23 protein-coding genes and 1 pseudogene are annotated in these 26063 nt (G+C 59.2%); 12 read left to right on the plus strand and 12 right to left on the minus strand.

Going from position 1 to position 26063, the window contains the following annotated elements; translation table 11 throughout:
- The first annotated feature begins 1 nt into the window (after position 1).
- The gene (locus IU397_RS04505) at positions 2-1270 is read left to right on the plus strand and encodes a hypothetical protein (protein ID WP_204411170.1); all 1269 of its coding nucleotides are present in this window, start codon (positions 2-4) and stop codon (positions 1268-1270) included.
- Between the two features lie 15 nt (positions 1271-1285).
- Here the strand turns inward: IU397_RS04505 and IU397_RS04510 are convergent, their stop codons facing one another.
- Positions 1286-2590 carry an O-acetylhomoserine aminocarboxypropyltransferase/cysteine synthase family protein gene (locus IU397_RS04510; RefSeq protein ID WP_204411172.1) on the minus strand — a complete coding sequence of 435 codons (1305 nt, stop codon included), beginning with the start codon at positions 2588-2590 and terminating at the stop codon, positions 1286-1288.
- Between the two features lie 255 nt (positions 2591-2845).
- On the opposite strand from IU397_RS04510, the gene xylB reads away from it, so the two are divergent.
- The 4 genes from xylB to IU397_RS04530 all read left to right on the plus strand — a co-directional run bounded on the left by xylB (position 2846) and on the right by IU397_RS04530 (position 6780).
- A complete protein-coding gene (xylB, locus tag IU397_RS04515) occupies positions 2846-4285 on the plus strand; it encodes a xylulokinase (RefSeq protein WP_204411174.1) in 1440 nt (479 codons plus the stop codon).
- Positions 4282-5583, plus strand: a complete 1302-nt coding sequence (gene xylA / locus IU397_RS04520) for a xylose isomerase (protein ID WP_204411176.1) — start codon at positions 4282-4284, stop codon at positions 5581-5583. Before xylB ends, xylA begins: the two co-directional genes overlap by 4 nt.
- A gap of 89 nt (positions 5584-5672) precedes the next feature.
- Complete coding sequence (locus IU397_RS04525) at positions 5673-6311, plus strand: PAAR domain-containing protein (RefSeq protein WP_204411178.1); 639 nt, start codon at positions 5673-5675, stop codon at positions 6309-6311.
- A 4-nt stretch (positions 6312-6315) separates the two neighbouring features.
- Entirely contained in the window at positions 6316-6780 is a 465-nt protein-coding gene (locus IU397_RS04530) for a DUF4123 domain-containing protein (protein ID WP_204411180.1), read from the plus strand.
- Positions 6781-6908: 128 nt separating this feature from the next.
- Here the strand turns inward: IU397_RS04530 and IU397_RS04535 are convergent, their stop codons facing one another.
- From IU397_RS04535 to IU397_RS04555, 5 genes are read right to left on the minus strand one after another with little or no spacing between them, the layout of a single operon-like run.
- A complete protein-coding gene (locus tag IU397_RS04535; protein ID WP_204411182.1) occupies positions 6909-7211 on the minus strand; it encodes a DUF4387 family protein in 303 nt (100 codons plus the stop codon).
- On the minus strand, positions 7195-8565 hold the full coding sequence (locus IU397_RS04540) for an acyclic terpene utilization AtuA family protein (RefSeq protein WP_239479590.1): 1371 nt from the start codon (positions 8563-8565) through the stop codon (positions 7195-7197). Before IU397_RS04540 ends, IU397_RS04535 begins: the two co-directional genes overlap by 17 nt.
- A complete protein-coding gene (locus IU397_RS04545) occupies positions 8565-10070 on the minus strand; it encodes a tripartite tricarboxylate transporter permease (RefSeq protein WP_204411184.1) in 1506 nt (501 codons plus the stop codon). Before IU397_RS04545 ends, IU397_RS04540 begins: the two co-directional genes overlap by 1 nt.
- A 1-nt stretch (position 10071) precedes the next feature.
- Positions 10072-10518, minus strand: coding sequence for a tripartite tricarboxylate transporter TctB family protein (locus IU397_RS04550; RefSeq protein ID WP_204411186.1), 447 nt, complete (start codon positions 10516-10518; stop codon positions 10072-10074).
- The gene (locus IU397_RS04555) at positions 10515-11480 is read right to left on the minus strand and encodes a tripartite tricarboxylate transporter substrate binding protein (protein WP_204411188.1); all 966 of its coding nucleotides are present in this window, start codon (positions 11478-11480) and stop codon (positions 10515-10517) included. The genes IU397_RS04550 and IU397_RS04555 overlap by 4 nt, the downstream gene beginning before the upstream one ends.
- A 180-nt stretch (positions 11481-11660) precedes the next feature.
- Here IU397_RS04555 and IU397_RS04560 point away from each other — a divergent pair, with 180 nt between their 5' ends.
- Positions 11661-12071 carry a cytochrome c gene (locus tag IU397_RS04560; protein WP_204411190.1) on the plus strand — a complete coding sequence of 137 codons (411 nt, stop codon included), beginning with the start codon at positions 11661-11663 and terminating at the stop codon, positions 12069-12071.
- Positions 12072-12460: 389 nt separating this feature from the next.
- Here IU397_RS04560 and IU397_RS04565 read toward each other — a convergent pair whose 3' ends face one another.
- Entirely contained in the window at positions 12461-12634 is a 174-nt protein-coding gene (locus IU397_RS04565; protein ID WP_204411192.1) for a DUF1328 domain-containing protein, read from the minus strand.
- 138 nt (positions 12635-12772) lie between these two features.
- Here IU397_RS04565 and IU397_RS04570 point away from each other — a divergent pair, with 138 nt between their 5' ends.
- Positions 12773-13099 carry a YqjD family protein gene (locus tag IU397_RS04570; RefSeq protein WP_204411194.1) on the plus strand — a complete coding sequence of 109 codons (327 nt, stop codon included), beginning with the start codon at positions 12773-12775 and terminating at the stop codon, positions 13097-13099.
- A gap of 1 nt (position 13100) precedes the next feature.
- Positions 13101-13436, plus strand: a complete 336-nt coding sequence (locus IU397_RS23795; RefSeq protein WP_204411196.1) for a phage holin family protein — start codon at positions 13101-13103, stop codon at positions 13434-13436.
- Positions 13437-13944: 508 nt separating this feature from the next.
- Here the strand turns inward: IU397_RS23795 and IU397_RS04580 are convergent.
- Both IU397_RS04580 and IU397_RS04585 read right to left on the minus strand, forming a co-directional pair.
- Complete coding sequence (locus tag IU397_RS04580) at positions 13945-15909, minus strand: type IIA DNA topoisomerase subunit B (protein ID WP_204411198.1); 1965 nt, start codon at positions 15907-15909, stop codon at positions 13945-13947.
- A gap of 173 nt (positions 15910-16082) precedes the next feature.
- The gene (locus IU397_RS04585) at positions 16083-16955 is read right to left on the minus strand and encodes an alpha/beta fold hydrolase (protein ID WP_204411200.1); all 873 of its coding nucleotides are present in this window, start codon (positions 16953-16955) and stop codon (positions 16083-16085) included.
- A gap of 96 nt (positions 16956-17051) precedes the next feature.
- Here IU397_RS04585 and IU397_RS04590 point away from each other — a divergent pair, with 96 nt between their 5' ends.
- The gene (locus IU397_RS04590) at positions 17052-17645 is read left to right on the plus strand and encodes a LysE family translocator (protein ID WP_204411202.1); all 594 of its coding nucleotides are present in this window, start codon (positions 17052-17054) and stop codon (positions 17643-17645) included.
- A 33-nt stretch (positions 17646-17678) separates the two neighbouring features.
- Here the strand turns inward: IU397_RS04590 and IU397_RS04595 are convergent, their stop codons facing one another.
- Positions 17679-18335, minus strand: coding sequence for a TIGR02453 family protein (locus IU397_RS04595; protein WP_204411204.1), 657 nt, complete (start codon positions 18333-18335; stop codon positions 17679-17681).
- Positions 18336-18419: 84 nt separating this feature from the next.
- On the opposite strand from IU397_RS04595, the gene IU397_RS04600 reads away from it, so the two are divergent.
- A complete protein-coding gene (locus tag IU397_RS04600; protein WP_204411206.1) occupies positions 18420-19781 on the plus strand; it encodes an MATE family efflux transporter in 1362 nt (453 codons plus the stop codon).
- A gap of 118 nt (positions 19782-19899) precedes the next feature.
- Positions 19900-20838, plus strand: coding sequence for a DUF4123 domain-containing protein (locus IU397_RS04605; protein ID WP_204411208.1), 939 nt, complete (start codon positions 19900-19902; stop codon positions 20836-20838).
- Between the two features lie 213 nt (positions 20839-21051).
- On the opposite strand, the gene IU397_RS04610 is transcribed toward IU397_RS04605, so the two are convergent.
- Positions 21052-24144: an Ig-like domain-containing protein gene (locus IU397_RS04610; RefSeq protein WP_239479617.1), complete on the minus strand. Its 3093-nt coding sequence runs from the start codon at positions 24142-24144 to the stop codon at positions 21052-21054.
- Positions 24145-24291: 147 nt separating this feature from the next.
- A pseudogene (locus IU397_RS23800) lies at positions 24292-24558 on the minus strand (DUF5060 domain-containing protein); the annotation flags it as partial.
- 694 nt (positions 24559-25252) lie between these two features.
- On the opposite strand from IU397_RS23800, the gene IU397_RS23705 reads away from it, so the two are divergent.
- Positions 25253-25993, plus strand: coding sequence for a CatB-related O-acetyltransferase (locus IU397_RS23705; RefSeq protein WP_304519688.1), 741 nt, complete (start codon positions 25253-25255; stop codon positions 25991-25993).
- The last annotated feature ends 70 nt before the right edge of the window (positions 25994-26063 follow it).

The following is a 26063-nucleotide window of genomic DNA, read 5'->3' on the forward strand; positions in this document are numbered from 1 at the left end:
TATGGGACGGGGCGCCAACGGGCTTTTGATTGTCGGGGTCATTCTGGGCGGGCTCTTTTGGGCCGCGATCAATTTCGGCCCCACGCTGCTGGTGATGGGAACGATCTCCAACCGGGTCAATCCGATCATGGAGGCGATGGCCATGGTCGAGGAGCAGACCAACCCGACCGGCGGCTTTCAGACTGCCGATAATCGGTCGATTACCGTGTTGTCACCAAATGGCAAACCCGCGCAGTCTTGGGATATCGGCGCCCATATGGCACCTGGCGAATTCTCTGATCGCCGAGAAGTGTCCGCGACCCGTCTCATCGATATCAGGGAATTGCTGGGCGACGGGGAGACATTGCCCGAACCCGACTTCCTAGACCTGTTCGTGGAAGCGCGCCTGGCCCGGCTGGCCGAACGTGAATGCGCGATCCTGCGAGAGAAAATAGCCTCTACCTGCACGGCCAACAGCTTTCGCTCGCGCGCGATCGAAGGCAATATCTACCGTGTCAGTGTTGATATGCGGTTCATCAGCCGCGTGCCGGTCGGGCCTGTTCCTGAGTCGGATCAGTTGATCCTGACCGAACGACGGTTTGATTTTGACAGCGACCTCACAAACAGCCAGGATCAGGCCGCCCAGGATGCTGCCCAGGCGTTGCTTTACAGCGGGGCCTTGACGGCCTGCAACGAGATCCGCGCCCAATTCGGCAATTGCGCCATCAAAACCGTCAGCAGTTCACCACGCAGCGATATGCTGGACGGGCAATTTACCCTGTCCTGGCTCTCTTCGGTCGAGCCTGTGGCGGCATCATCGCAGCAAGTGGCAACCGGTGGACGATCTGCTGCCGATGGATCGCGGCCATCGTTCCGTGGTGGGGCCTTTGCGCCCAATGGCGCGCGATCACAGCCCGTGTCGGCCCGGCAAACCGCGCGCAATTCGGCGGCGCAGATCAAGGCGGAGCGGGATGAAACTGCGGCGCAGTTGAATGCCACCGCCGATTATGATCGCACCCTGACGCCCTATGAGATCAGCATCGCCGCGGCGCGCGGTGAGCCGGTGGAGCAGGCGTCGACGCCATCATTGGCGGCGTTGGCATCGGCGGCTTTGACCTCCCTCGTTCCGGGGCAAGAGCTGAAAGCCGATGGAGCGCAGGCTGCCTCCGATTTGGCGGAGGCTACCATCGATCCGATGATCGCCCAGCGTGCAGAATGGCGCAGGCAGGCGCGGATTATCTTTGAGACGGGTCAGCCATTGCCGCCGCCTTCGGTCGAAAGCGACGGTTAGGTTTGGCTCCGTGCGTTAATGCGCGGACTTGGACAGGCCCTGGTCCAGATCGGCGATCAGGTCGTCGGCATCTTCGATCCCGATAGAAAGGCGCACGACGCCGGGGCCCGCACCCGCGGCTTCCTGCTGTTCGGCAGAGAGCTGGCGGTGGGTGGTGGAGGCGGAGTGGATGATCAGTGATCGGGCGTCGCCTAGATTGGCGACATGGCTGAAGATCTCAAGGCTATCGACCAGTTTCACGCAAGCCTCGTAGCCGCCTTTGACTGCGACCGTGAAAAGGGCGCCAGCGCCGCGCGGGCAGATCTTTTCAACACGCTCATAGTAGGGCGAGGAGGGCAGGCCGGCATAGGTGACGGCGTCGATGCGGGGATCCTTTTCCAGCCATTCGGCGAGCCGCTTGGCGTTGTGGACATGGCGCTCCATCCGGAGGCTGAGCGTCTCAATCCCCATGAGCGTGTAATGCGCCGCTTGGGGGTTCATGGTCATGCCGAGGTCGCGCAAGCCGATGGCGATGCCGTGGAAGGTGAAGGCCAGGGGCCCAAAGGTCTCGTGGAATTTCAGGCCGTGATAGGCCTGTTCCGGTTCGCTGAGCGATGGGAATTTTCCGCTGGCCGACCAGTCGAACGCGCCGCTGTCGACAACGACGCCGCCGGTGACCGTGCCGTTACCTGTCAGGTATTTTGTGGTGGAATGGACGACGAGCGTGGCGCCATGTTCGATTGGGCGGCACAAATAGGGTGTGGCCGAGGTATTGTCGACGATGAGCGGCAGCTGGGCGGCGTCGGCAATGGCTGCGATGGCATCGAGATCGGTGATATAGCCACCGGGATTGGCGATGGCCTCGCAGAAGACCGCCCTTGTATCGTCATTAATCGCGGCCTTGACGGCATCCAGATCATCAAAATCCACGAATGTTGCGGACCAGCCGAAGCGTTTAATTGTTTGGCTGAATTGGGTGACCGTACCGCCGTAAAGACGGGTGGAGACGACGATGTTGCGCCCAGGCTCCATCAGCGGGAAGAGCGCCATGATTTGCGCGGCATGGCCTGAAGAGCAGCAGACAGCCCCCACGCCGCCTTCGAGTGTGGCGACGCGTTCCTGCAGGACGGCAACGGTGGGGTTGGTCAAGCGCGAATAGATGTAACCCACTTCCTGCAGGTTGAAGAGGGCGGCGGCATGGTCCGCATCGCGAAAGACATAGGCCGTTGTCTGGTAGATCGGAGTTTGGCGCGCCCCCGTGGCCGGATCCGGCCGGGCGCCGGCATGGATCTGGAGCGTGTCAAAGCCGTAGCTGGGGCCGGAATGCTGATCGTCTGGCATGGGTTGCCTCCCTTGGTTTGTTGCGTTCGGGTGTAGGGGAAGGTTGCGGGCGGCTCAACCACAGGTGCTTTGGCGGTGATCCAGCGGCCCCGGGGCGCATGGCCCGGCACGACATGCTTTGGGGGGCGCTGCCCCCACAGCCTTTGGCTGCTCCCCCGGAGATATTTTTGCCAATAAGAAAGGATATGGTTGCGGCGGTTGCAGGACTTGTGCGCCGGGAGTTGGTTGGTACTGTGTATTTCCGGGAGGACAGCAATGTATATTGGGATCGACCTTGGCACGACCGGGGTCAAAGCGCTGTTGGTGGATGACGCTCAACATGTGGTGGCGGGGGTTGTGGCGCCGTTGGACATGGCGCGGCCCAAGCCTGGTTGGTCGGAGCAGGATCCAGCGGATTGGATTGCCGCGACCGAAGCTGTGTTCGATGGTTTGGCAGCGCAGGCGGATCTGAGCGGCGTTGCCGGGATTGGCCTTTCGGGTCAGATGCATGGGGCGGTGGTGTTGGATGCCGCAGATGCCGTGTTGCGGCCGGCAATCCTGTGGAATGACACCCGGGCCCATGCGGAAGCAGCGGCCATGGATTCCGATCCGATCTGGCGTAAGGTTTCGGGCAATATCGTGTTCCCGGGCTTTACCGCGCCAAAGCTGGCTTGGATGAAGGCCCACGAAGCGGATCTCTTTGACCGGTTGGCGCGGGTTTTGTTGCCGAAGGATTACCTGCGGCTCTGGTTGACCGGTGAGGCTGTGTCAGAGATGTCAGACGCGGCGGGCACCAGTTGGCTGGATGTCAGCATGCGCGATTGGTCAGAGGATCTGTTGGCTGCGACCGGTTTGTCGCGGGACGTGATGCCCGGGCTGGTGGAGGGATCGGCGCGATCTGGTGATTTGCGCCGTGATTTGGCGGGCCGGTGGGGCATGGGGCCTGTGGCTGTGGCAGGCGGGGCCGGCGACAACGCGGCATCCGCCATCGGTGTTGGAGCCGTGTCACTGGGGCAAGGCTTTGTCTCCCTGGGAACGTCCGGAGTGGTTTTTGCGGCGACCGAGGCATTTCGCCCGGCTCCGGCCACAGCAGTGCACAGCTTTTGCCATGCCTTGCCGGGTGTCTGGCACCAAATGGGGGTGATCCTGTCAGCCACGGACATGCTGAACTGGTATGCCGGGTTGGTGGGTGCCAAGGCAACGGATCTGACAGCGGAACTGGGCGACCGGGCGAGAGCACCGGGGCGGGCCATGGTGCTGCCGTATCTAGGGGGAGAGCGGACACCGCATAATGATGCGAGGGTCCGGGCGGCCATGATCGGGTTGGACCATGCGACTGACCGGTTGGCAGGGACACGGGCGGTCTTGGAAGGGGTATGCTTTGCCTTGAAGGACAGCCTTGATGCATTGACGGCGACCGGGACGGAGGTGCCGCGACTATTGGCGGTCGGCGGTGGCAGCATGTCGGATTACTGGTTGGGCGCCTTGGCCACGACCTTGGATTTGCCAATCGACCGCCCCGTCGGAGGCGATTTCGGAGCCGCGTTCGGCGCTGCCCGGCTGGGTCAGATGGCTGCCACTGGTGCGGGGGCCGAGATCGCGACCGCCCCTGAGATTGCCCGCAGTTTTGACCCTGACCCTAATCTGGGGGCCGCTTTTGCCGATGCCCATGCCCGCTACGATTCTGCATATACAGCCTTAAAGGATCTTTCATGAGCTATTTCGACGGCATCGCCCCCGCCACATTCCAAGGGCCGGACAGCACCGACCCGCTGGCCTATCGCCATTATGACCCGGCGGAGGTTGTGATGGGCAAAACCATGGAAGAGCATCTGCGCTTCGCCGTGGCCTGGTGGCACAGTTTTGCCTGGCCCGGCACCGATCCGTTCGGGGGGCAGACATTTGAACGGCCCTGGTTTGGTGACACGATGGATCTGGCGCGGGCCAAAGCGGATGCGGCATTCGATCTGTTCGCCATCCTGGGCCAGCCCTATTTCTGCTTCCATGATGCCGATATCCGGCCTGAAGGGGCGAATTTCGCTGAGAATACCCGCAATCTGGAAGAGATCGTCGACTATATCGCGGCCAAGATGGAGACGGGCGGGCCAAAGCTGCTTTGGGGCACGGCCAACCTGTTTTCCCACCGCCGTTACATGTCGGGGGCGGCGACGAACCCCGACCCGGATGTCTTTGCCTTTGCCGCGGCAACGGTGAAGACCTGCTTGGATGCGACGCTGAAACTGGGTGGCGAGAACTACGTGCTATGGGGTGGGCGCGAGGGCTATGAGACCCTTTTGAACACCGATCTGGGCAAGGAGCGGCAGCAGGCTGGGCGGTTCCTGACCATGGTCGTGGACTATGCCAAGAAGATCGGGTTTAACGGCACGATCCTGATTGAGCCCAAACCACAGGAACCCTCTAAGCATCAATATGACTATGATGTTGCCACGGTTTACGGGTTCCTCAAGGAGTTTGGGCTGGAGGGCGAGGTCAAGGTCAATATTGAACAAGGCCATGCTATTTTGGCCGGGCATAGTTTTGAGCATGAATTGGCGATGGCGGCATCCATGGCGATTTTTGGTTCGATCGATATGAACCGCAATGACTACCAATCGGGTTGGGATACGGATCAGTTTCCCGACAATCCGCGGGAGGTGGCGCTGGCATATTATGAGGTGATCCGGGCGGGTGGGTTCACGACCGGCGGCACCAACTTCGATGCCAAACTGCGCCGCCAGAGCCTGGATGCCGAGGACCTGGTCGCGGCCCATATCGGCGCGATGGATGTCTGCGCGCGGGGGTTCAAGGCTGCCGCTGCAATGTGGGAGGACGGAGCGTTGGAACAGGCGCGGGCTGCGCGATATGTCGGGTGGTCTAGGGGTGATGCTCCAGCGCTGTTGCAGGAAGGAACGTTGGAGACCATCGCCGAATGTGTGCTGCGTGACGATATCAATCCGCAGCCCCGATCAGGCCGGCAAGAGAAGTTGGAGAACGTGGTCAGCCAGTTTATCTGAACGGCCGCGCTTGCCGGATCGACGCAGGACGGCTACGATCCGGGCATTGATTTTGGATGCGTCTCATTATGCGCATAGAAAGGTTTGTCATGTCGATGCCTGCGGCCCGTATTACGGATATGCACATCTGCCCGCTGGTTCTACCGATCCCGCCATCGCCTATTCCGACACCGCATGTGGGTGGGCCAGTTGTGACCGGTGCGCCGACCGTGTTGACCGGTATGATACCGCAGGCCCGCGTGACCGATACATGTGTATGTGCGTCTCCCGTGCCCGATGTCATCGTGATGGGATCGCCAACGGTCTTGGTTTGCGGCATGCCTGCTGCGCGGATTGGCGATATGACGGCCCATGGCGGCACGATTACGACTGGTTTGCCGACGGTACTGATTGGCATGTTCGGGGCAGGTGGCGGCGGTGCAGGCGGTGGACCAGGCTCAGTTCGGGCGGGGATGGGCGTTGGCGGGAGCGGGTCGGCGGATGGCGCGACGAAGCTGTCGGATACACGTGGCGAACCGGGCGGACCGATGAAAAACCATTCAGGCGCGATTTCCACAGGCGAAGCCACTGCACCCGAAGCCCAGGCGCAGCGCGACGCCTTGATCAACGCGGCCAAGGACGGCACACCCTATTGCGAGGCCTGTGCCCAGGCGGCGGCTGCGATGGCGGCTGCCGATGCCGCATGGGAAGAAGCGCTTGCCGAGGCTGACCAGGCCTCGGACGATTGAGGCGATGCCCCACTTTGCGCTGATCGATGCCGCCCGCGATCCTAAGATCTATCCGATGCTGCAGGGCGAAAAGCAGGTTCAGAGCCTGTTCGGCGGGCGGATCGACCCGCATATGCAGGATGTTGTGCCTTACATTCTGCGGCTCGATCCGGCCTCCCCGTTTCGGCGCGCGCTCGAAGAATATGGCTGGGTGAACCATTGGGGGATCACCTGCTATGCGCCGGCCAAGATGGTGAATGTTCGCAGGGAGTTGCGCAAGAACATGCAGGCCCGTCTGCCCGATAGTCAGGTGGCTCTGTTCCGGTTTTATGATCCGCGGGTTTGGGTGCCGTTCATCACATCTTCCAGCGGAGCTGAGTTGAACCCCTGGTTCGATCTGATCGAAAGCTATTGGGCACCACATCCCAAAACCGGTGCGACGATGAAGTTCACCTGTGAAGACGGGGCGCTGATAGCTCAAGCGGCGTGATCTGGCGGGCCAGTTTCGACAGGATCTTCCGGCCTCCGGCGGGGATGGTCGAAGACACATGATGAGACGAGACGGGTAAATCGCCCCTCATTTATGTGTTTGAAAATATCCCCGCCGGAGGCACTAATCTAAGAAAGCGCGATCTCGGCCATGAGCGCCCCGAGGGCAGCACCGTGCATATCTCTGTCAGCAATATGGCCCTGGATCTGTGGCCGGGGGAGACTGAATTTGACGACATTCAGGCTCGGGATCTCGAAGCGTTTCAAGAGTTGGCGTTCGGTCTGCAAGATCTGGGCGACATGGGCATCGGTCAGTTGCGTGGTCACCTGATCGTACGCTTCTGATGTGCCGCAGAAGATATCGATGGTCACCCAAAAGGGGCCCGCATTCTTTGAGCGGACCTTTTCGGCGACCTCACCCAGCTTCGGCATCGGCCATCTCCAGAACGTTCAACCGGAAGGCGGACATAGGGTCATCCAGTGTCATTACGTGGTGCAGGCAGAATTCGTAGACGGCGCCGCGCGAGATCTCGGCCGGGGAGAAGGGGAAGGCGAAGGTGGGCACTTCTTCCTCTTCGGTTAGCGGGTGGTGTAGCAGATAGGGGTTGAGCATTTTGGCGATCTCCTCTGCCAAGGCGGCTGTTGGCGCCGTGACCATGGCAAGGACCCCCAGTTCGATCGGGAGGTGGTCGCGATGTTCCAGTGGGCCCAGGGTGGCGTTGCGACCAATTTGGCGCAGCTCAATTGTAAAATCATCCGCTGCGATATCGAGCCGGTCCAGCGCCTTGGCGGTGCAGCGGGCAATGATATCGGCGCACCATTGATCGGCTTGGGTCACGTATTGCGCATCGCGAATGAGGGTAAGTGCGACGGTTTGGTAGCCCGACAGACGCGCGCCTTCTAGCTTGACGGTATAGGTTTGACTGGGGACCCATCTGGCCCCTGTCACGCGAACCGCGCCATCGCGGAGTTGGACGTATTCTGCGCCATGCACGTCAAGATGACCGCCGGGTTCGTGAAGGATGAACGGGTCGCTGTTTTCATAGAGCATATGGGCAGATACGGTGTGCGGCGTGGCTTTGGCGCCCTCTGCCAGGGGTTGGACGGTGAAGCCGGTATCATCGAAATCCAGTAGGATGACGCCGGTCTGGGGCCTGGTTGCACAAAGCGCACCGCATTCGCCAATTTTGGCACCATGCCAGGCGGCGCCGGGATGGCAGCCACGCATCAAGGGCAGTGCTGCGATCAAGGCGGTATCGGTACAGCGCCCGGCAATGATGATATCGGCGCCGGTGTTCAATGCGGCTTGGATCTGCTCCGCTCCGGCCAGGGCCACGATATTGGTGCAGGCGGCAATGGTTTCAGCGTCCACGACAGGCGCGCCAGCGAGTGGGGTCACCCGTCCGTTTGAGAGGGCCTGTACGATACCCTCTGGCGGTTGGCCGCTTTTCAGAATGGCGATTTTGGCGGTTTGGCCGAGTTCCGCCAAGATCTCTTTCGTGAGGTCCACCAGCCAATCGACCGCTTGGTCCGCCCCGCAAGTGCCAGCGGTCCCGATAACCAGGGGGCATCCGGCAGTGGCGCGCGCCGCGATCAAGCCCTGCCATTCGATCTTGGTCGAGGCGCGCGAATACTTTGACACCCCGCGTCCCAGATAGGATGGTCCGCTATCGGTAGAGCCGCCGTCGATGGCGATCAGGTCTGGCTGCATGGTAACGCCGCGGGCCAAGGCGCCCTTGTCATAGTCCAGACCCAGGGCGCCAGAGGGAACCAGCACCCGAACCATCAGTCAGACACGCGTTGCGGTTTGGTCAAAGCCTTGCGCAGGAACATCGGCGCGATGAACCCGCCGATGGCAGCGATCCACAGACCGCTGGCGATGCCGGAGGAGAAAAGGAACGTCCAGTCACCGGACGACAGGACCATGGCGCGGCGCAAAGCATCCTCCATGTGACCGCCCAGCAGGATACCGAGTATGATTGGCACTGTTGGCACATCAAGTTTGCGCAGCACATAGCCCAGCACGCCGAAGCCGATCATCAAGAGCAGGTCGAAATAGCTGCCCGACAACGAGAATATGCCGACGAATGAGATCATTGTGACCCCCGGCAACAGGATCTGCGGCGGCACTTGCAGGATGCGCACAAAGACTTTGACCATGGGCACGTTCATCAACAGCAAAACGATATTGGCAATCAGGAGCGACGCGATGAGGCCCCAGACGACCTCTGGCCGGTCGGTGAACAGCGTTGGGCCAGGCGTGATGTTGAGCGTCATCAGCAGGGCCAGCAAAACGGCCGTGGTGCCGGATCCGGGCACACCTAGGGTCAGCATCGGGACCAGAGCACCACCTGCCGCGGCGTTGTTGCCAGCCTCCGGGGCCACGACACCCCGGGCGACACCGGTGCCCAATCCACCTTTTTCACCGGCATAGGATTTCTCTGCCATGTAGGCCATGAAACTGCCCAAGGATGCGCCCGCGCCGGGCAGGACACCTGCGAAAAACCCGATGACAGAACTGCGCAACGCGGTTCCGGTGGTATTGACGATATCTTTGACCGGGATCGTGACCTTTTCCAGCTTCACCCCGATTGAAGTGTTCTTGCCGTGGCTTTCGATGAAGAAAAACACCTCGGCCACAGCGAACAGGCCGACGATGGCCACAAGGAAATCCACCCCATCGGCCAGGTGCAGGTTGCCCCCTGTCAAGCGCGGCATGCCGGATGTGTTGTCGACACCGATCATGGCGATGGCGAGGCCGATGCAAGAGGCCACCGCTGCCTTGGCCTGATTGTTCGACGCGATGCCACCGAGGGTGCAGAAGGCCAGAAGGTAGAGCGCGAAATACTCGGCGGGGCCAAAAAGATAGGCGACTTGCGTCAACCATGGGGCGAGCAACATCAGGCCTATGGTGGCGAGGAACGCGCCGATGAAGGAGGCGACGCCGGACAGAACCAATGCGTCGCCGGCGCGGCCTGCCTTGGCCATCGGATAACCGTCGAGCGTGGTCATCAACGCAGGCTCATCGCCGGGGATGTTCAGCAGGATCGAACTGATCCGTCCGCCATACATCGCGCCATAGTAAACGGACGTCATCAGAACCAGGGCCGAGGTTGCGTCCAATCCGATTGAAAAGGTCAGTGGGATCAGGATCGCCACGCCATTCGACGGACCAAGACCCGGCAATGCGCCAATGATCGTCCCCAGAAAACAGCCGATCACGGCGAGCATCAGAGTGAACGGCGATAAGGCGACGGAAAATCCGATGGCGAGGTTGGAAAGAAGTTCCATGTCAGCCAAGCAATCCTTTGGGAAAGGGAACAAGGCCCAGATCCAGCGCGTATTTGAAGATGAGGAACAGGCCGATAGATAGGCCAATGCCGGTCACCACCGCAAAGATGGGGCGGGGCGAGATCTGATAACTCAGCACACCTGCGGCAAGTGCGGTGGGCAACAGGAAGCCGAGCGGTTTCAAGGTAAGCGCATAGACGACCAACACCACCACGCTAAACGCCAGCGCGCCCAACGTGCCAAGGGTCGGCCATGTCGGGTCTGCGTCGGGCTTCCACATCATCACCGCGCCGCAGATGGCCGCAACCACACCGATACCCATGGGAAAGGCGCGAGGGCCGACCGGATCTGACAGAAAGCTAGATTGGATCTGGGTGGCGCTCGCAACATACGCGAGCGCCGAGATCAGGACGACCAGACCAAAGATCCGGTCGCTTATTCGGGTCACTGGATGACCCCGATCTCCTTGGACAGGTCGCGGATTTCAGCCACGACACCATCGACATATGACTGGAAATCACCACCAACCTTGGTGAAAGGCGCCAGGCCATTGGCCTCCATCGCGGCTTTCCATTCGTCGGAATCGGCGACTTGCTGCAGTTTATCAGCCCACAGGTTGAAGGTGTCGTCGCTGACATCCTTGGGCACGTAAAGCCCACGCCAGTTTACCGCGACGACGTCAAAACCTTGCTCCTTGGCGGTTGGGATGTCGTCAAATCCCGGCACCCGTTCTTCGGTTAGCGTGGCCAGGATGCGGACATCACCGGCTTTTACAAAGCCCACGACCTCCGACATGTCGCCGGTCATCCCTTGGGTAAACCCGCCAACGGTCTGGGTGATGGCATCCGCCCCGCCATCAACGCCGATATACTTAACCTTAGTGATATCGGTGAAACCGGCCCGCTGCAGGATCATCAGCACTTTCAGATGGTCGAAACCGCCCGTGGCCGACCCACCGGCAAATGCGACCGAGCCGGGATCGGCTTTAATCGCCTCAACCATATCTCCCAGGGATTGGAACGGGCTGTCCTTACCAACCACGATCACACCGGGATCGGCACCGATGGCACCCACAAACCGAACCTGATCCGCCGTCAGCCCGGCATAGGCATTCTGTGCCAGACGGGTCGAGGTTGCAGAGGACGCGGCGATGATCAGTTCTTCATCGCTGCTGCGTTCATTGACAACATGGGCATAGGCCAAACCGCCACCGCCGCCGGCCATGTTTGTGACTTGCACAGGTTTTTCGACCGCGCCGATATCGTACATTATTTTGCCGATCTGACGGCAGGTGAAATCCCATCCGCCACCCGGATTGGCGGGGGCAATGCATTCGGCGGCAAAGCTGGCATTGGCCGTGGCGGTCAACAGGACGCCCGCGGAAAGCGCGCGCAGGAATGTGGTGGGCATGGTGTCCTCCCAGACAAATGTTGGTGCATGTCCTGTTTTGACAAAGGACTTATGCCGATCGACGTTGACACAGGATGAAAGGCGCTGTCCAGAGGGGAACGGCGGCATCCCCTTGATCGATATCAAAGCGTCCTGCAGCGGTCCGTGGCACATCCAGATGACATCGATATTGGAGGATTCATGCACCATTCGATCCAATTGGTTTTGCTGTCACTGGCGCTTTTCTTCGCCGGTCCAGCCACCGCGCAGTCGGGGGACGTTGCCGAGGGCCAGGCCCTGTTTCAAACCTACTGTGCCACCTGCCATGGCAACCAAGCCCGGGGGGACGGCCCCACTGCGGAAATGATGGTCATTAATCCGCCCGACCTGACGCAGCTTGCGGCGATGCACGATGGCGAATTTCCGGTTCTGTGGGTGGCCCGCCGGATCGATGGGCGCGACCTGATCCCATCCCATGGGTTGCCGATGCCAATATTCGGTAGTTTTTTCGAAGGCACCGACGTTCCGATAAAGGTTCCCACAGGTCAGCCCATGATGGTCAGCCAACCCTTGGCGGATCTGCTGGTCTGGCTCGAAAGCATCCAGGAATAACGCCGATTCACGGCTTTTGATTGCAAGTGTGACGGAATGTGACTGCCCCATGTCTCACGGCATTCCCGCTCCATCCTTACCTTAGGGTCAGTCGCGGATCTTCCGCGGCATACACCGCGCCCCGGATCGGGCGCCAGGAAAGGAGCGCCTGACATGGCCCAAGTTATTCTACCGACTGTTGCCGGTTTCGTATCCTTGATGATCCTTTGGGGGATCGTCGCGGGTATGGTGGCGATGTAAATCTATCCGCGATGCCCGGTACCGGGCATGCCGGAAAATCATATGAAAAAGCCGGCCATCACGTGGGGCCGGCGGTTCAAATCGATGCGGATTATAAAGCCATGATCACAAGAGGCGGTCTGATGACCGCCCCCTGAGTGATGTGATGATCAGTACGGCGCGCGCCCGCGCACTGCCCGTGCAATCATCGCGACGACGAACAGAACGAGGAACAGCACGAACAGGATCTGTGCGATCCCGGCAGAGGCGCCAGCGATGCCGCCAAAACCCAAAGCGCCCGCGATCAGCGCGACAATAAGAAAGGTCAATGCCCAACCAAGCATGGTAGTCCTCCTGCGTTGTTACATCGAACCAACGGGGCAGGGTGCCGAGCGGTTCCAAAAGTGGGTCAAATAAATTCTCGGCAATCCTCGGAACAACTGTGGCTGCATCACGTTAGTGATCTGGAAAAGGAGATCATAATGGCAACTGTGAAAGACATGACATCGCGCACGGGATCTACGGATGATGTGGCCAAGCAAATTTCTGCCCTGAAGGACGATATGGCCAGCCTGACTGCGGCCTTGAGCAACCTGATCCAAACCCAGGGTGAGGCGGCGAAGGGGCGTGCCTCAGCCGAGATTGATGCGATGGCCCGCCGCGGGAAGGACACGGCCGAGATGGTGGCGAATGAAGCCGAACGCCTTGCTGCCCAGACCAATGACGTCATTCGCCAAAAACCGGCGATGGCTGTGGGAATTGCCGCGGGGGTCGGCTTTCTGATCGGTCTTTTATCGAGCCGCCGCTGATATGTTTCAATCGGCCAAACAGACGGCACGGCGCACCGCTCGTGCCGTCGTCTTATCCACGGGCGCCTTGGTGTGCTTGACTGTCGGGGCGGCCTTTTTAACGGTCGCGGCCTGGTTTGGTTTGAGCGCTGTATTGCTGGTCTACCAAGTGGCTCTGATTATCGCGGCAGCTTATCTAGGTCTTGGCCTGGTCCTTTTGGGATGTGCGTCATTGCAAACCAAATCGAAACCGGAACCGAGCAGCACCTCGCAATCGGAGATACAAGGCGCAATCGCTCAGTCGTTTCTCGTCGGCCTTGATGCGGGTCGCGCCGCTCGAACGCGACAGGAATCGTAAGCGCCGCTCGCATTATTCGGGAAGTTCGTTTTATTGTTTAAAGTACTATAATCCACCGGCGCATAGCAAACTCTAGTGGGCCTGGCGTCTCATCTCTTTCCGGTGGAAGCGATCAGGGCTGCCCGGCACTGCCGGACCCATCACTCGTGCATCTCCTGATGCACTTTAACAACCACAAACGCCCAGACGAGACGCCTCAGAGCTTATCCAAGGGAAGGTGAATCCAAGTCGCCACTCCAAGTTTTCTGGGTTTGAGCCAGATCCCTCAGGGCAACTACACCTATTCTGGACTTCCAAGTCGCAGCTCAGAGGCATCTTTTACTCCTTACCCGTAAACCCGATGGGCGCTTCGATAAGACTGCGATCCTATCGCTTCAAGTCAGGGAGAAAGAAAACAGCCTTCAAAGTAAGGCTGCATTTCTCCCGAACTTATTCGGGTATCCTATAATTGGTGACGCCATATCCAGTGTTCAAGGGTTTGCGAGCCACAATTTATCGATTTTCTTGATCACACATCCAACTCCTCCACGAAGCGCGCGTTTTCTTGGATGTATTGGAAGCGGAGTTCGGGTTTTTTGCCCATGAGGCGCTCGACGAGGTCTCCGGTTTCGCCGGGTTGATCTTCGTCGATGCTGACGCGGATGAGCGTTCTGGTGGCCGGGTTCATGGTCGTTTCTTTCAGGTCCTTGGCATCCATTTCGCCCAGGCCTTTGAAGCGTTGGACGTCGATTTTGCCGTTGCCGCCGAGGCCTCGGGCGAGCCAGTCCTCTTTCTCGGCGTCGCTGGCCACGTATTTGCGGCGCGCGCCCTGGGTCAGGCGGTAGAGCGGCGGGCAGGCGAGGTACAAATGGCCTGCATCGATCATGGGCCGCATCTGGGCGAAGAAAAATGTCATCAGGAGCGCGGCGATATGGGCGCCGTCGACATCGGCGTCGGTCATGATGATGACCTTGTCATAGCGCAGGTCGTCGAGGTTGAATCGCGTGCCCATGCCGGTGCCGAGCGCCTGACATAGATCGCTGATCTCCGCATTCGTCGTCAGCTTGGAGGAGGCGGCCCCCAGCACGTTCAGGATCTTACCCTTGAGCGGGAGGAGCGCTTGGGTTTCGCGGTCCCTTGCGCCTTTGCCCGAGCCGCCGGCGCTGTCGCCTTCGACGATGAAAATCTCGGTCCCGTCGCGGCTTTGGCGGGTGCAGTCGGTCAGCTTGCCGGGCAGGCGCAGCTTCTTGGTGGCGGTCTTGCGGGCGGTCTCCTTTTCCTGTTTGCGGCGCAAGCGCTCCTCGGCGCGCAGGATCAGGAAATCAAGGATTGCGCCAGCCGATTTCGTATCGCCTGCGAGCCAGGTATCGAAATGATCGCGGACGGAGTTTTCGACCATACGCGCGGCTTCTTCAGTGGCCAGGCGGTCCTTGGTCTGGCCGACGAATTTGGGCTCTCGGATGAAACAACTGACAAGGGCCGCGCCGCCAGTGGTGAGATCTTCACGCGTGATCTGGGCAGCCTTGCGGTTGCTGACCCGTTCCCCATAGGCGCGGATGCCCTTGAGGATGGCGGCCCAGAAGCCGGTTTCATGCGTGCCGCCTTCGGTGGTTGGAACGGTGTTGCAATAGGACTGGATAAATCCATCGCGACTGGGGGTCCAGTTGATGGCCCATTCCACGGAGCCGGGAACCTGGAACTTGTCGGCGAAGCTGACCTTACCGGCAAAGGGTTTGTCTGCGTAGGTGGTGGCACCTTCGAGCGTTTCACTAAGGTAATCGGCCAGGCCACCAGGGAATTTGAACGTTGCCTCAAGCGGCATGTCCCCATCCGGGAGCGCGGATTTCCAGCGTATCTCGACGCCCGAGAACAGGTACGCCTTGGAGCGGGCCATCCGAAAAAGGCGGGCGGGTTTGAACTTGAGGGCACCAAAGATTTCGGGATCGGGGTGGAAGGTAACAGCAGTGCCACGCCGATTGGGGGCCGCTCCGATCTTGGCCAGTGTACCCTGGGGCAAGCCCTGGGCAAACTCCATGGCGTAAAGTTCCCGGTTTCGGGCGACCTCTACGCGCAGGTGGTCGGAGAGAAAATTGACGACCGAGGAACCGACGCCGTGGAGGCCGCCAGATGTCTCGTAACTGTCGCCAGAAAATTTGCCGCCCGCATTGAGGGTACAGAAAATGATCTCCAAGGCGGATTTTGATGGGTCCTTTGGGTGAGGATCGACGGGGATACCGCGGCCATTATCGCGGATCGTGACATGTCCTGTCTCGTGGAGTTCAACTTCGATCCAGTTGGCATGGCCCGCGACGGCTTCATCCATGGCATTGTCGATGATCTCAGCCACCATGTGGTGGAGCGCACGGTCATCGGTGCCGCCGATATACATGCCGGGGCGGAGACGCACATGTTCCACATCCTCCAACATCTGAATGGAGGCGGCATTATAGGTTGACGGAGCTGGATCATCTCCGGACAGGAGGTCGTCGGCCATGGCGCTGCTCTTTTCGTTGTTTGACCTGTTATGGCAGCGTGATCGGGATGGGACAAGGTTTTGGGGTCTGTGACACGGAGCGCCTGCGGCGCATTTGAAGCTTTTGCGTTACCACGCAGGATGCCAGGCGCGTCCGTGCGCTCTGGGATGTTCTTGCCGGGTGACAAGCGTCATCAGGGCTGCCAATTGAGGATGGCCTGGGCGACCTGTGCAGGTTTTTGGTGGTGGAGCCAGTGATCGGCATCGGCGATTGTGATGCGGGTGAGGTCGGGCGCGACATCTTCGAGGTTCTTGGTCGAGGCCGGGAGGAGTGCCGTATCACCGTTGCCCCAGATCAGCAGATGGGGACATCGGACCTGCATTTGTTCAAGCGGGAATGTGGGTGGGTTGGTCAGTGGTTTCCCGGGGGTGGCGACTTGCAAAGGCGAGGCCCGATACCAATGGATCATGGATTTGAGCCGTCCCGGCCGGGCCCATTCGGCGAGGTATTCCGCCTGTTTGTCCGCGGTCAGCCAGGACATGTCCATTTTGGCGGAGAAGGCCGCCAGGAGACCGGTGAAATTGTTCGCCGCAAGTCGATCTTCGGATCCTTCGGTCCGCAAGGCATGGATGTATTGTGATGCTTCGGACTGGGCGCCGCCCGCTGCAATCTCCCGTTGGAAGGGGATGGGATGGACGCCGTTCATGATGATTAGGCGGGTCACGAGGTCAGGCCGGAAGATCGCAAGACCATATGCAATGGATGCGCCCCAATCATGGCCAAGCACCGTCAACGGCCCACCGATCTGGCCGATGAGCGCAGCCATATCGTCAACAAGTGCAGAGGCTGCATAATCACCAACCTCGGGCGGCGACCAGCTTTGACCATAGCCGCGCTGATCGGGGGCGATGCAGTGGAAGTCTTGCGCCAAGAGCGGCGCAAGATCCGCCCAGGCGCCACCATATTCAGGAAATCCGTGGAGCATCAAAAGCGATGGCAAACCGGGATCCCCCCAAGACCGGATGAAAAATTTCTGCCCGTTCAGCATGCGTGTTTCGGTTTTCATGGCTGATCCTCCCGGTGGTATCAGATCAGGTTTGCGACCTTGGCGAAACCTGCCGGCGGGATTGCGGGTATCGATGACTTGGCCTAGGCCCGAACCATGGTTGTTTTTGCCTTGGCCGTCTTTTTCCTGATCATCACGCCAGGCCCTGGCGTATTATCGACCGCAGGCGTCGGCGCGGCCTTTGGAGGGCGGGACGGTGCGCGATATGTGTTGGGGCTGTTTCTTGGGAATAACCTGGTGATCGTTGCCGTCGTCACAGGCATGGCGGCCTTGGTCCTGGCCGACCCTCGGATCCGACTGGTTTTGTATGGCGCATCGGTCACCTATCTGTTGTATTTGGCGGCCCGCATCGCATTTGCCGGTACGAAGCTCGCCTTTATCGGGCGGGACACATCGCCCGGGGTGATCGGTGGGGTGGCCCTGCAACCGATCAATCCAAAGGCCTATGTCGTGAATGCAACCCTATTTTCCGGCTTTGCCTTCCTGCCCGAAGCGCCGGGGATTGAAATGTTTGTGAAGCTACTGATCGTGAATGCGATTTGGGTGCCGATCCATCTGCTTTGGCTTTGGGCTGGGATCAGCTTGCGCCGTTTGAACCTGACGTCGGGCGCGCAGCGTGCCATCAATATCGCCATGGCCGTGTCGATGCTATTGGTGGTTGGTCTTGCGGCGATCTCTGCACCGGTGTGATCCCGGGGCGGGGGCAGCAGGCCCGAGGGGTCGTTAAATCGAATCAAGCCAGCGGGCCACAGGCTGTGCAATCTCGAAACTGTTGAGCGCCGCGGTGACGAGGCCGGTGGTACGGGCCTCTGCCGCGGCATCAAACCAGATCACCAGCCCCCTGCGACGCAGCAAGTCACCGCGCGGGTGATCCTTGTCGAACGCGGCTGGCACGCGCTTGAGGTGTGGATCATCCAGGCGCGCGCCCTGTGCCGTGACCTTTGCCAAAGCGCTTGCCAGTCCGGCACCATCTGGACCGGCAACAGCCGTGCGGTAGGTGTCGAGCGCCGCTTTTTCAAAGCCCATCCGCCCGGCACCGGTGATGACATAATCCGGGGCGATGCCAAGGAAGTAGCCACTGACCTCGCCCTGCTTGTGACCCTCGGGCACCCAGATCATATGCAGATGGTTGTTGTAGGGGCTCTTATCCTTGGAGAACCGCACATCTCGATTGACCCGAAAGAGCTTGGAAGACATCGGCACACCAGTGATCTTGGCCAGATCGGATCCGATGACTTCTGTCAGCAAGGTGGCTGGTTTCTTGATCAGACCGTCATAGCGTGCCTTGTTTTCCTGAAACCAGTCGCGGCTGTTGTTTGCCTTCAGATCGGTGAAGAACGCGGTCGCATCGGGGACCAACTGATCGAACGTGTCAGACATTCAGCACCTCGTTGTTTGTTGCAAATAGAGGATAGGGCGAGGTCAAGTCTTGTCGCGTTGGCATCCCTGCCGTAAGGGCATTCCATGGCCCAACACATGACATATGCTGCCCATGGCAAGGCGGTTTTGACACTTGGTCTGCCGTTGATCGGGGGTCATCTGGGCCAGGTCGCTATCCAGATCACCGACACCGTGATGCTGGGATGGTATGGGGTTGAGGCTTTGGCGGCTGTCGTGCTGGCCAGTTCCTATTTCTTCATCCTGTTCATCGTCGGCGCGGGTTTTGCGTGGGCAGTCATGCCCATGGTCGCCGCGGCAGCTGAGGCTGATGACACGGTGCAAATCCGCCGCATAACACGCATGGGTTTGTGGCTGTCGCTTCTGTTTGCGATGGCGGCCATTCCGCTGATGCTTTTTTCCGGCCCCGTTTTGGTGTTTCTGGGTCAGGAGCCAGCCTTGGCGGCTGACGCGCAATCCTACCTGTCGATCCTGGGCTGGGGGATGATCCCGGCAATCGGCGTGATGGTCTTGAAAAGCTACCTTGCCGCATTGGAGCGAACCCGGATTGTGCTGTGGATGACCCTCGCGGCGGCCATTCTGAATGCGGCGCTGAACTACGTGCTGATCTTTGGCAATTTCGGCGCGCCGGAACTTGGTGTGCGCGGGGCCGCCATTGCCTCGCTCGCCATGCATGGCCTGTCGGTTATCGTGATAATCGTCTATGCCCGGGCGGTGTTTCCTGAACACGCGCTGTTTGTGCGGTTGTGGCGCCCGGATTGGGAGGCGTTCAGATCGGTGTTTCAACTGGGATGGCCTATCGGGCTGACCAGTCTTGCCGAAAGCGGGTTGTTCATCGCGACGGCAATCATGATGGGTTGGCTGGGCACGCTGCCCCTGGCGGCCCATGGCATTGCCCTGCAGATCGCGTCGCTCACGTTCATGATCCACCTTGGATTGGCCAATGCCGCAACCGTGCGGGCGGGGCGGGCCCATGGCCGGATGGACCCCGACCACCTACGCCGCGGTGGGGTGGTGGTGATCGCGATGTCGATGGTGTTTTCCGCCCTCACGATATTTGCGTTCCTGACCTGGCCGGAATTGTGGATTGGCCTGTTTTTGAGCCCAGATGCCGAGGCGCGCCCCCAGCTTCTTGCCATCGGTGTTTCGCTTTTGGCCATGGCGGCCCTGTTTCAACTGGCTGACGGTTTGCAGGTCTTGGCGTTGGGCCTGTTGCGCGGGGTGCAAGACACGCGCGCGCCCATGATCATGGCCGGGGTCAGCTATTGGGGCTGTGGCATGCCCGCCAGCTATTATCTGGGGTTCACCTTGGGTTGGGGCGGGGTCGGGGTCTGGTTGGGCCTGGTCATCGGGTTGGCCCTGGCGGCTGCACTGTTGATGTGGCGCTTCTGGATGCGACCGTCCTGGTCACGGGTGGCACCGGCCTGAACAGACGGAATTCCTGACTTGTCCGCTTTTGCCCTGACAAAGCCTAAAAACCGGTGATAAGGTCCCCGATATTAGGCGTGGTGTGTCGCCATGCGCCCCAAAAGAGATAAAAGTACCGATGACCCTACCCGGTCCTCAAGACGAACTTGGACATATCCTTCGCCGTTTGCCCGGCCGCTTGTTTGCGGTGATGGACGGGGCGCAGTTCGATGATCTGCCTGGCCGCCTGCGTGCCGTGGGTCTGGAGTATTTCCCGCTTTACGTCGACGAGATTGATGCGCCGCAGCTGTCCTCCGGGCCGCACCTGGTCGTATGTCGCAGTGGCTGGTCGGTGGAGCAGGTGCGCGATGTCGCGGCCGGTGCGCCAACTGTGGTTTGGTGGGCCTGGCCAGATACCGGGGCCGATTCCGAGGCGCGGATCTACCGCCATTTGCGTCGGTTGAACCTGATCGACGTGCCGTGGGACGTGAATACAGAGGTGGCCGGTGTCTCTGCCCGCCAAACCGATGGCCAGGGGATCGGCGGGTCCGAGCCCGTTCTGTTCCGCCATGCCGATGCAGAGGTGGTGGCAGCCTTGTTGCAGATCCTTGCCCCCGTGCAGCGCGCACGCTTCTTTGGTGGCGCCTTGGCCGTGGTGGCGGAACCGCCAAGCCATGATCAGATCATGCATGCCGCCAATCCCAAGCCGGATGCCCCGGTTCCCTTTGGTCGGTTGCGGTTGTCGCGTCCACAATATGGGCGTCTGTCGGCGGCCTATGGTGCGGCGATGCGGCGACGCGCCTGTTTGGAATTCTCGGCCGAGATGTCTGGCCCGCGCGATGAGAATGACGCCCGCATCGTTGATGCCGTCGACCGGGCCGAGCATTATGGTTGTGCGACGCAGGCGCAGGTCTGGGATTTCGTCAAGCTGGATCTGCGCTATGGGGCACGGTTCGAACTGCAGCCGAAATATTCGGGCGTCTTGCGGGAGTTGCGTGACTTCAGCGTCAGCCCATCCGAACGGCTGTTTCGGGCCTGGCAAGAATTGGGTTTCGCCGAACGGCACGGCGAGAAGTAACCCCACATAGAACGATATCGAGCGGGCTAAAAGGTTGTTAGCACGAAGCCGACGAAACATGCTTCTTCGCTGCAACTGATGTGAATTGACGGATCCGTGACAGAACCGATCAATGACGAAAGGCAGGAACTATCCCGCCTTTCGTCAAGTCTTTGTCAGCCTGTTGGTCCGGCCACAGCGCGGTGCGGCTGGAGCACGGGTCGGTTTTGCGGATCAGGCGCCTTCCATGATCTGCGCGATCTGATTGGCGTTCAATTGCTGGTCATAAATCGCGATATCCGAAAGTGTTCCGTCAAAGACATTGCTGACTGCTTTGCTGCCAGAGGACTGCGCCGAACCATCGCCGCCCAGATGCAGGTATTGGGCGTTGTCGATCCAATCCATGTCCATCCCGGCATCGGATGCAACCAGTTCACCATCAAGGTAGACCTGCGCCCCGTCATCCCCAAAGCTCAACGCGAGATGGTAGAGTTGGTCGGCTTCGATATCATCGACGACCAGGTCGACATCGTCTCCTTGTTCGTTCTGGAAGCGAACGACGAGATCGCCATTCTCGATCCGGGCGCGCAGGTGATCGCCGCCGTCAAGACCATTGGCATCCTTTGACAGGATCCCGCGAACGCCAGACACCGTGTCCGCCTCAAAGAAGAGGGAGATCGTGGCTTCATCCAGCGTCAGATCCGCATTCGGCGCAACGGACACGACCGAAGATTTTACACTAACCTCGGTCTCACCCGACAGGGTGTAAGCCGCATCAGCATTGATCGCACCAGCCTTTGATGGCGCTGGTGCGTTATCGACTTTGTCCTCCTTCGCGGGCTGCTCTTGTGGCTCTGCGATCTTGGCCTGGGCGTTGGAAGAGGTGCCCTTGATTTCCTTGGAGGTGGAGGTGGAAAAGGCCGCCGCCTTGGATACGTCTTTGGAGCTCAGCGCGCGCTCATAGACAGCGAAATCGCTGATTCTGCCGCCAAGGCCCGTGCTCTGCACGCCACCGCCAATTTCGCCAACGACGAAATCACCAGTCCACTTCTTGTTCGAGACATCTTCAAGCTCTCCATTCACGTAAAGCTTGGTAATGCCGTCCTTGCGGGTGATGGCATAATGCGCTTCCTGCCCCGGTCGCGCTTTGGTTTCGGCCACCACAACATCGCGGGGCGACGCATCGGAGGAATAGAGCCGGAACTTACCGTTATAGAAGTTCAGGTCATTGCCATCCCGGTAGGAGCCATCACCTGCCAGCGCATCGCGCTGGTTGATCGGCTTGCCATTCTTGAACCAGACGCTGCCCATGATCGTGAAATCGTCTGACAGGGTGATGTCCTTGATGTCACGGCTTTTGCCATCGAAGGAGGCGCGGGACATGGTATAAACCGGCCCTTCCGATTGAGCGGGCGGGGTGTTGGAGCCGCCGCCGTTGTTGTTGCCACCGCTATTGCTGCCACCTTTGGCCTTGTTGACGTCGACATCGACACGGGCGGTATCCTTGCCGCCTTTGCCATCGCTGATGGTGTAGGTGAAACTGTCACGCCCGGTGAACTTGGTCGGTGCGCGATAGACAATATCACCGGTGTTGTTGATGTAGACGTTGCCTTCGGCTGCGGAACTGACCGCGGTGATCTTCAGCGGGTTGCCATCCGCGTCACGATCGTTCTTGAGCACATCAACCTTGAAGCGTTTGCCTTCCTCGATGCTGACACGGTCATATCTCGCATCGGGTGCGCGATTGCCGGGCTGGCTGCCGCCACCGGTGCCACCGCCGCCGGAATTGCTGCTTTCCTTGACCTGAACATCGACGCGAGCCGTATCCCGGCCACCTTTGCCATCGCTGATGGTGTAGGTGAAGGTATCGCGACCTGTGAAATCGTTCGGAGCGCGATAGACGACATCGCCTGTATCATTGATCCAGACATTGCCCTTTGACGGAGACCCGACTGATATGACCTTGAGCACATTTCCATCGGGATCCGTGTCATTCTTGAGCACATCGATCTTGAAGCGCTTGCCCTCGAACGTGTTGACACGATCGTAGTTGGCATCGGGCGCGCGGTTGCCTTGCTGGCCGCCACCGTTGTTTCCACCATTGTTACCACCGCCATTGCCGCCACTGCTGTTTCCACCGCCATCGCGCGCTTCGACGAACACAGCCCAATCGCCTTTCTTGGGTAGTTTCACGGTCTGGTTCGTGAGCGAGACATTGCCCAGGTCAATCTCTCGATACCCTGCCTCGGTATTGACGGCGATAACCTTGGCGCCGCCTTTCCAATCTTTGTCACCGGATAGTTTGCCCAGGTTCAAAGTCACGACATTCGTGTCTTCGGCATAGACGACCACATGGTCCTTGGATTTCGACTCAAGCGCATATTGTTTCTTGGATGGGCCACCTGTGAGATGGTTGGCACGGGTCGAATCCAGCTCGAAGCGATCATTCTCGATAAAGAACTTATTCCAGGTCTTGATCTGTGCTTGAATGGCAGACGAATAGCTCAGACTGCCTTCATTGCTGTTGATTTCCTTCCCGTTGGAGCGGGTGAGGTTGCCGTAGATGCCAGAAGCACCCCCGGCCATCGTTGAGATCCAGAGCGTATCGATCGTTTGCTCGGCGGTGAAATCCTTGCCGGGGCCGTCCTCGCCCCGGATCCGGAACCGGTCACCGCTTTGGACGGGCAGGCCGTTTGAAGCCTGGAATGCCTTTACATAGGCCTGATAGCCGGGCTCGTGGTGCTCGTAATCGGCAAAGTCCTGACCGGCCTTGTGCCACTTGGTTTCCTTGGAGTGATCCGTGTCGCGCCGGACAGATGCACCGCCGCGGATACCGCTCAGGTGCTCATAGCCCGATTGCTGGTCGAAATAGCGCGCAGCCTGGGCTGCCTGTTGCGGTGTGGTCCATTCAAAGTTGTCAAAGCCATAGCCCAGCGTCCAACCGGGCAAGGGGCCCAGGCGGTCAGCCATGTATTCGATGATGCGATCATGGACTGCGCCATTTTCACCGCCGGGCAACTGATCGGGCGTTTGACCTCGGGCGCTATCCCCCCACGGCCAGATATGAACAACACCGCCGGCCTTGTGGACGGCTGTGATAATATCCTCCAGCGCCTTAAAAGCACGTGGGTCGGGATTGTTGCCCTGGCGCCCATCTATTTCCGTTCCGTATGTGTCGGACTTGCTATTTATATTAAACAGCTGCGCCGCCAGGTTGGGAATGTGAACCCCGGTAAATCCATGTTTGCCGATGAAGTTGTCGACAAATGATTTAATTGCGCGAGGGTTGTTGTAATAGTCTTCGATATCGGTGCTCATCATTGCCATATTCGGCAATATGGCTTCCAATGATCCATCACTGATTTGCTGTGCGAATTTTCCATTTTTCGCCACAACAAAGCCACGATTATCGGAATCTGCCCCAACATTGACCGTTCCGGTAAAGCCGTTCAGATCGCCATCTTTCGACTTAGTTTTGAAGGTCCACTGCCCAGACTTGGTTCCAGTAAAGCGGAAATTATAATCTGACCCATCGTAAAACATACCGGTTTCAATGGTTTGACCAGTCTGTTTGTGGGTGAATGTAACACTGGCATCCAAATCATATGGATTGCCGCTGATGCTTTTGTTTTCCAGTGACCACTCCAAATACGGAGCAAACACTTTGGTAGAAGAAGTCCCCAGGTTTTTGTTCATCGTCGTATCTTCCTGATCACCAAGTGATCCGTGAGTGTGCGTCATGAGTGGGTTGGCAGAACACGCCAATACTAGACCAAGAGCGACTACCGTTATTATTCGCTTGACTAATGAATTGATCGTTAAAACCTGAATAAAAACTGTGGTAAATATGGGTTAATACAATTGTTTCGCGTTCGGTCTATACTTTTCTTGCTTGACGTCGCGTTTGCATCACCGGACGGGGTGTTGCTAACCCAATTTTTGAATTTGTTGGCTAGCTCCACGTCAGCGCCTCTGGTTAGTTATTCAGCCTCAATTACATCGCACTAAAATCAGGGTGAGTTAATAGCGGGTAAAGAAGACTCGGCGGAATTCGACCAACCCGGTCTGGTTGTGTCGCTGATCCACATCACACGCGCAGGGCGCGTGCAGGTATGAATAGTTGGGGGTTCACATCAACCAATTGATTTGAAACGATTTCGTAGAACTCTGGGCCAAGGTTGTCTGCAAAAAGTATACATTGGCAGAGATTGGCCGAGCCTCGATTGGGCTCAGTTCCTCCTGTCGTCAATTGGCGTGATATTGCTTAGGGTGCCTTAGCCCTACGGCAATTTTTCGGTGTGTTCGGCCGCTGACACGACAGTTTTGGGCGCGACCGTCATCTCAGGAGCGGAGTTTTCAGCGATCAGTGCCCGGTAACCGCCGGTTAAGCTTATAAAGGTCCTATTCCCGCCGAAATTAGCGAGGAGAGAGGCCGATGCTGCTGGAGGATAAGCGCCAGGCGTTCTTGGTCGGCACGCTGAGCGCCGATGAAGACGTGAAAGGGGCGGAGTTGGAGGCAATCGGCATCCCTTCCGGAAAGCATCTCCCGGGGCTGCTGTTTGAGGAGCGGGTGAATGTGAACTGCCCAACGATTCCCAATCAGCGGGACGTATTCTGGGGCGCGCGCAGCTACATGAACGGCGGTGGCTATGTGAAAGGTCGGGTCTTTGTCGGGCGATATGTCAGCATCGGACGGCGCGTGACCATCGGTGCCGAACATCACAGCCTGACGGGGGTCTCGACCAGTCCCAGCCTATTCGGTGGCATCGCGATGGAAGCCTACACACCGGATCAATTGGCAGAGATGGCGTTTCACAACATGTCAGAGGTGCCGGTGCAGGTGGAGATCGGCTCTGACGTCTGGATCGGCGACGGGGCTATCGTTTTGCCGGGGGTGCGGATCGGGAATGGCGCGGTGATCGGCGCCAATACGGTCGTTACGCGGGACGTTGCGCCCTATACAATTGTGGTAGGAAGCCCTGCGCGGGAGGTTCGGACGAGGTTTGCGGATCACATCGTGCAATCGCTGCTGGCTTCGCTTTGGTGGGAACTGCCATTTGCGGAACTTAAACAGATGAAGCTCGGCAATGTCCTGACCTTTCTGGAACAGTTAGGCACACATTCCGGAACAGACCTGGGTGGCAGGTATGCGACATATCGTTTGATCGAAGCGTGACACCGGCCAATTTAACCTCGCCTGGGGTCTCATTTAACCGGTGCCATTCGCAAAATCGTTGGCAAATGCG

Source organism: Actibacterium sp. 188UL27-1 (assembly GCF_016901225.1).
Taxonomy (GTDB): Bacteria; Pseudomonadota; Alphaproteobacteria; order Rhodobacterales; family Rhodobacteraceae; genus 188UL27-1.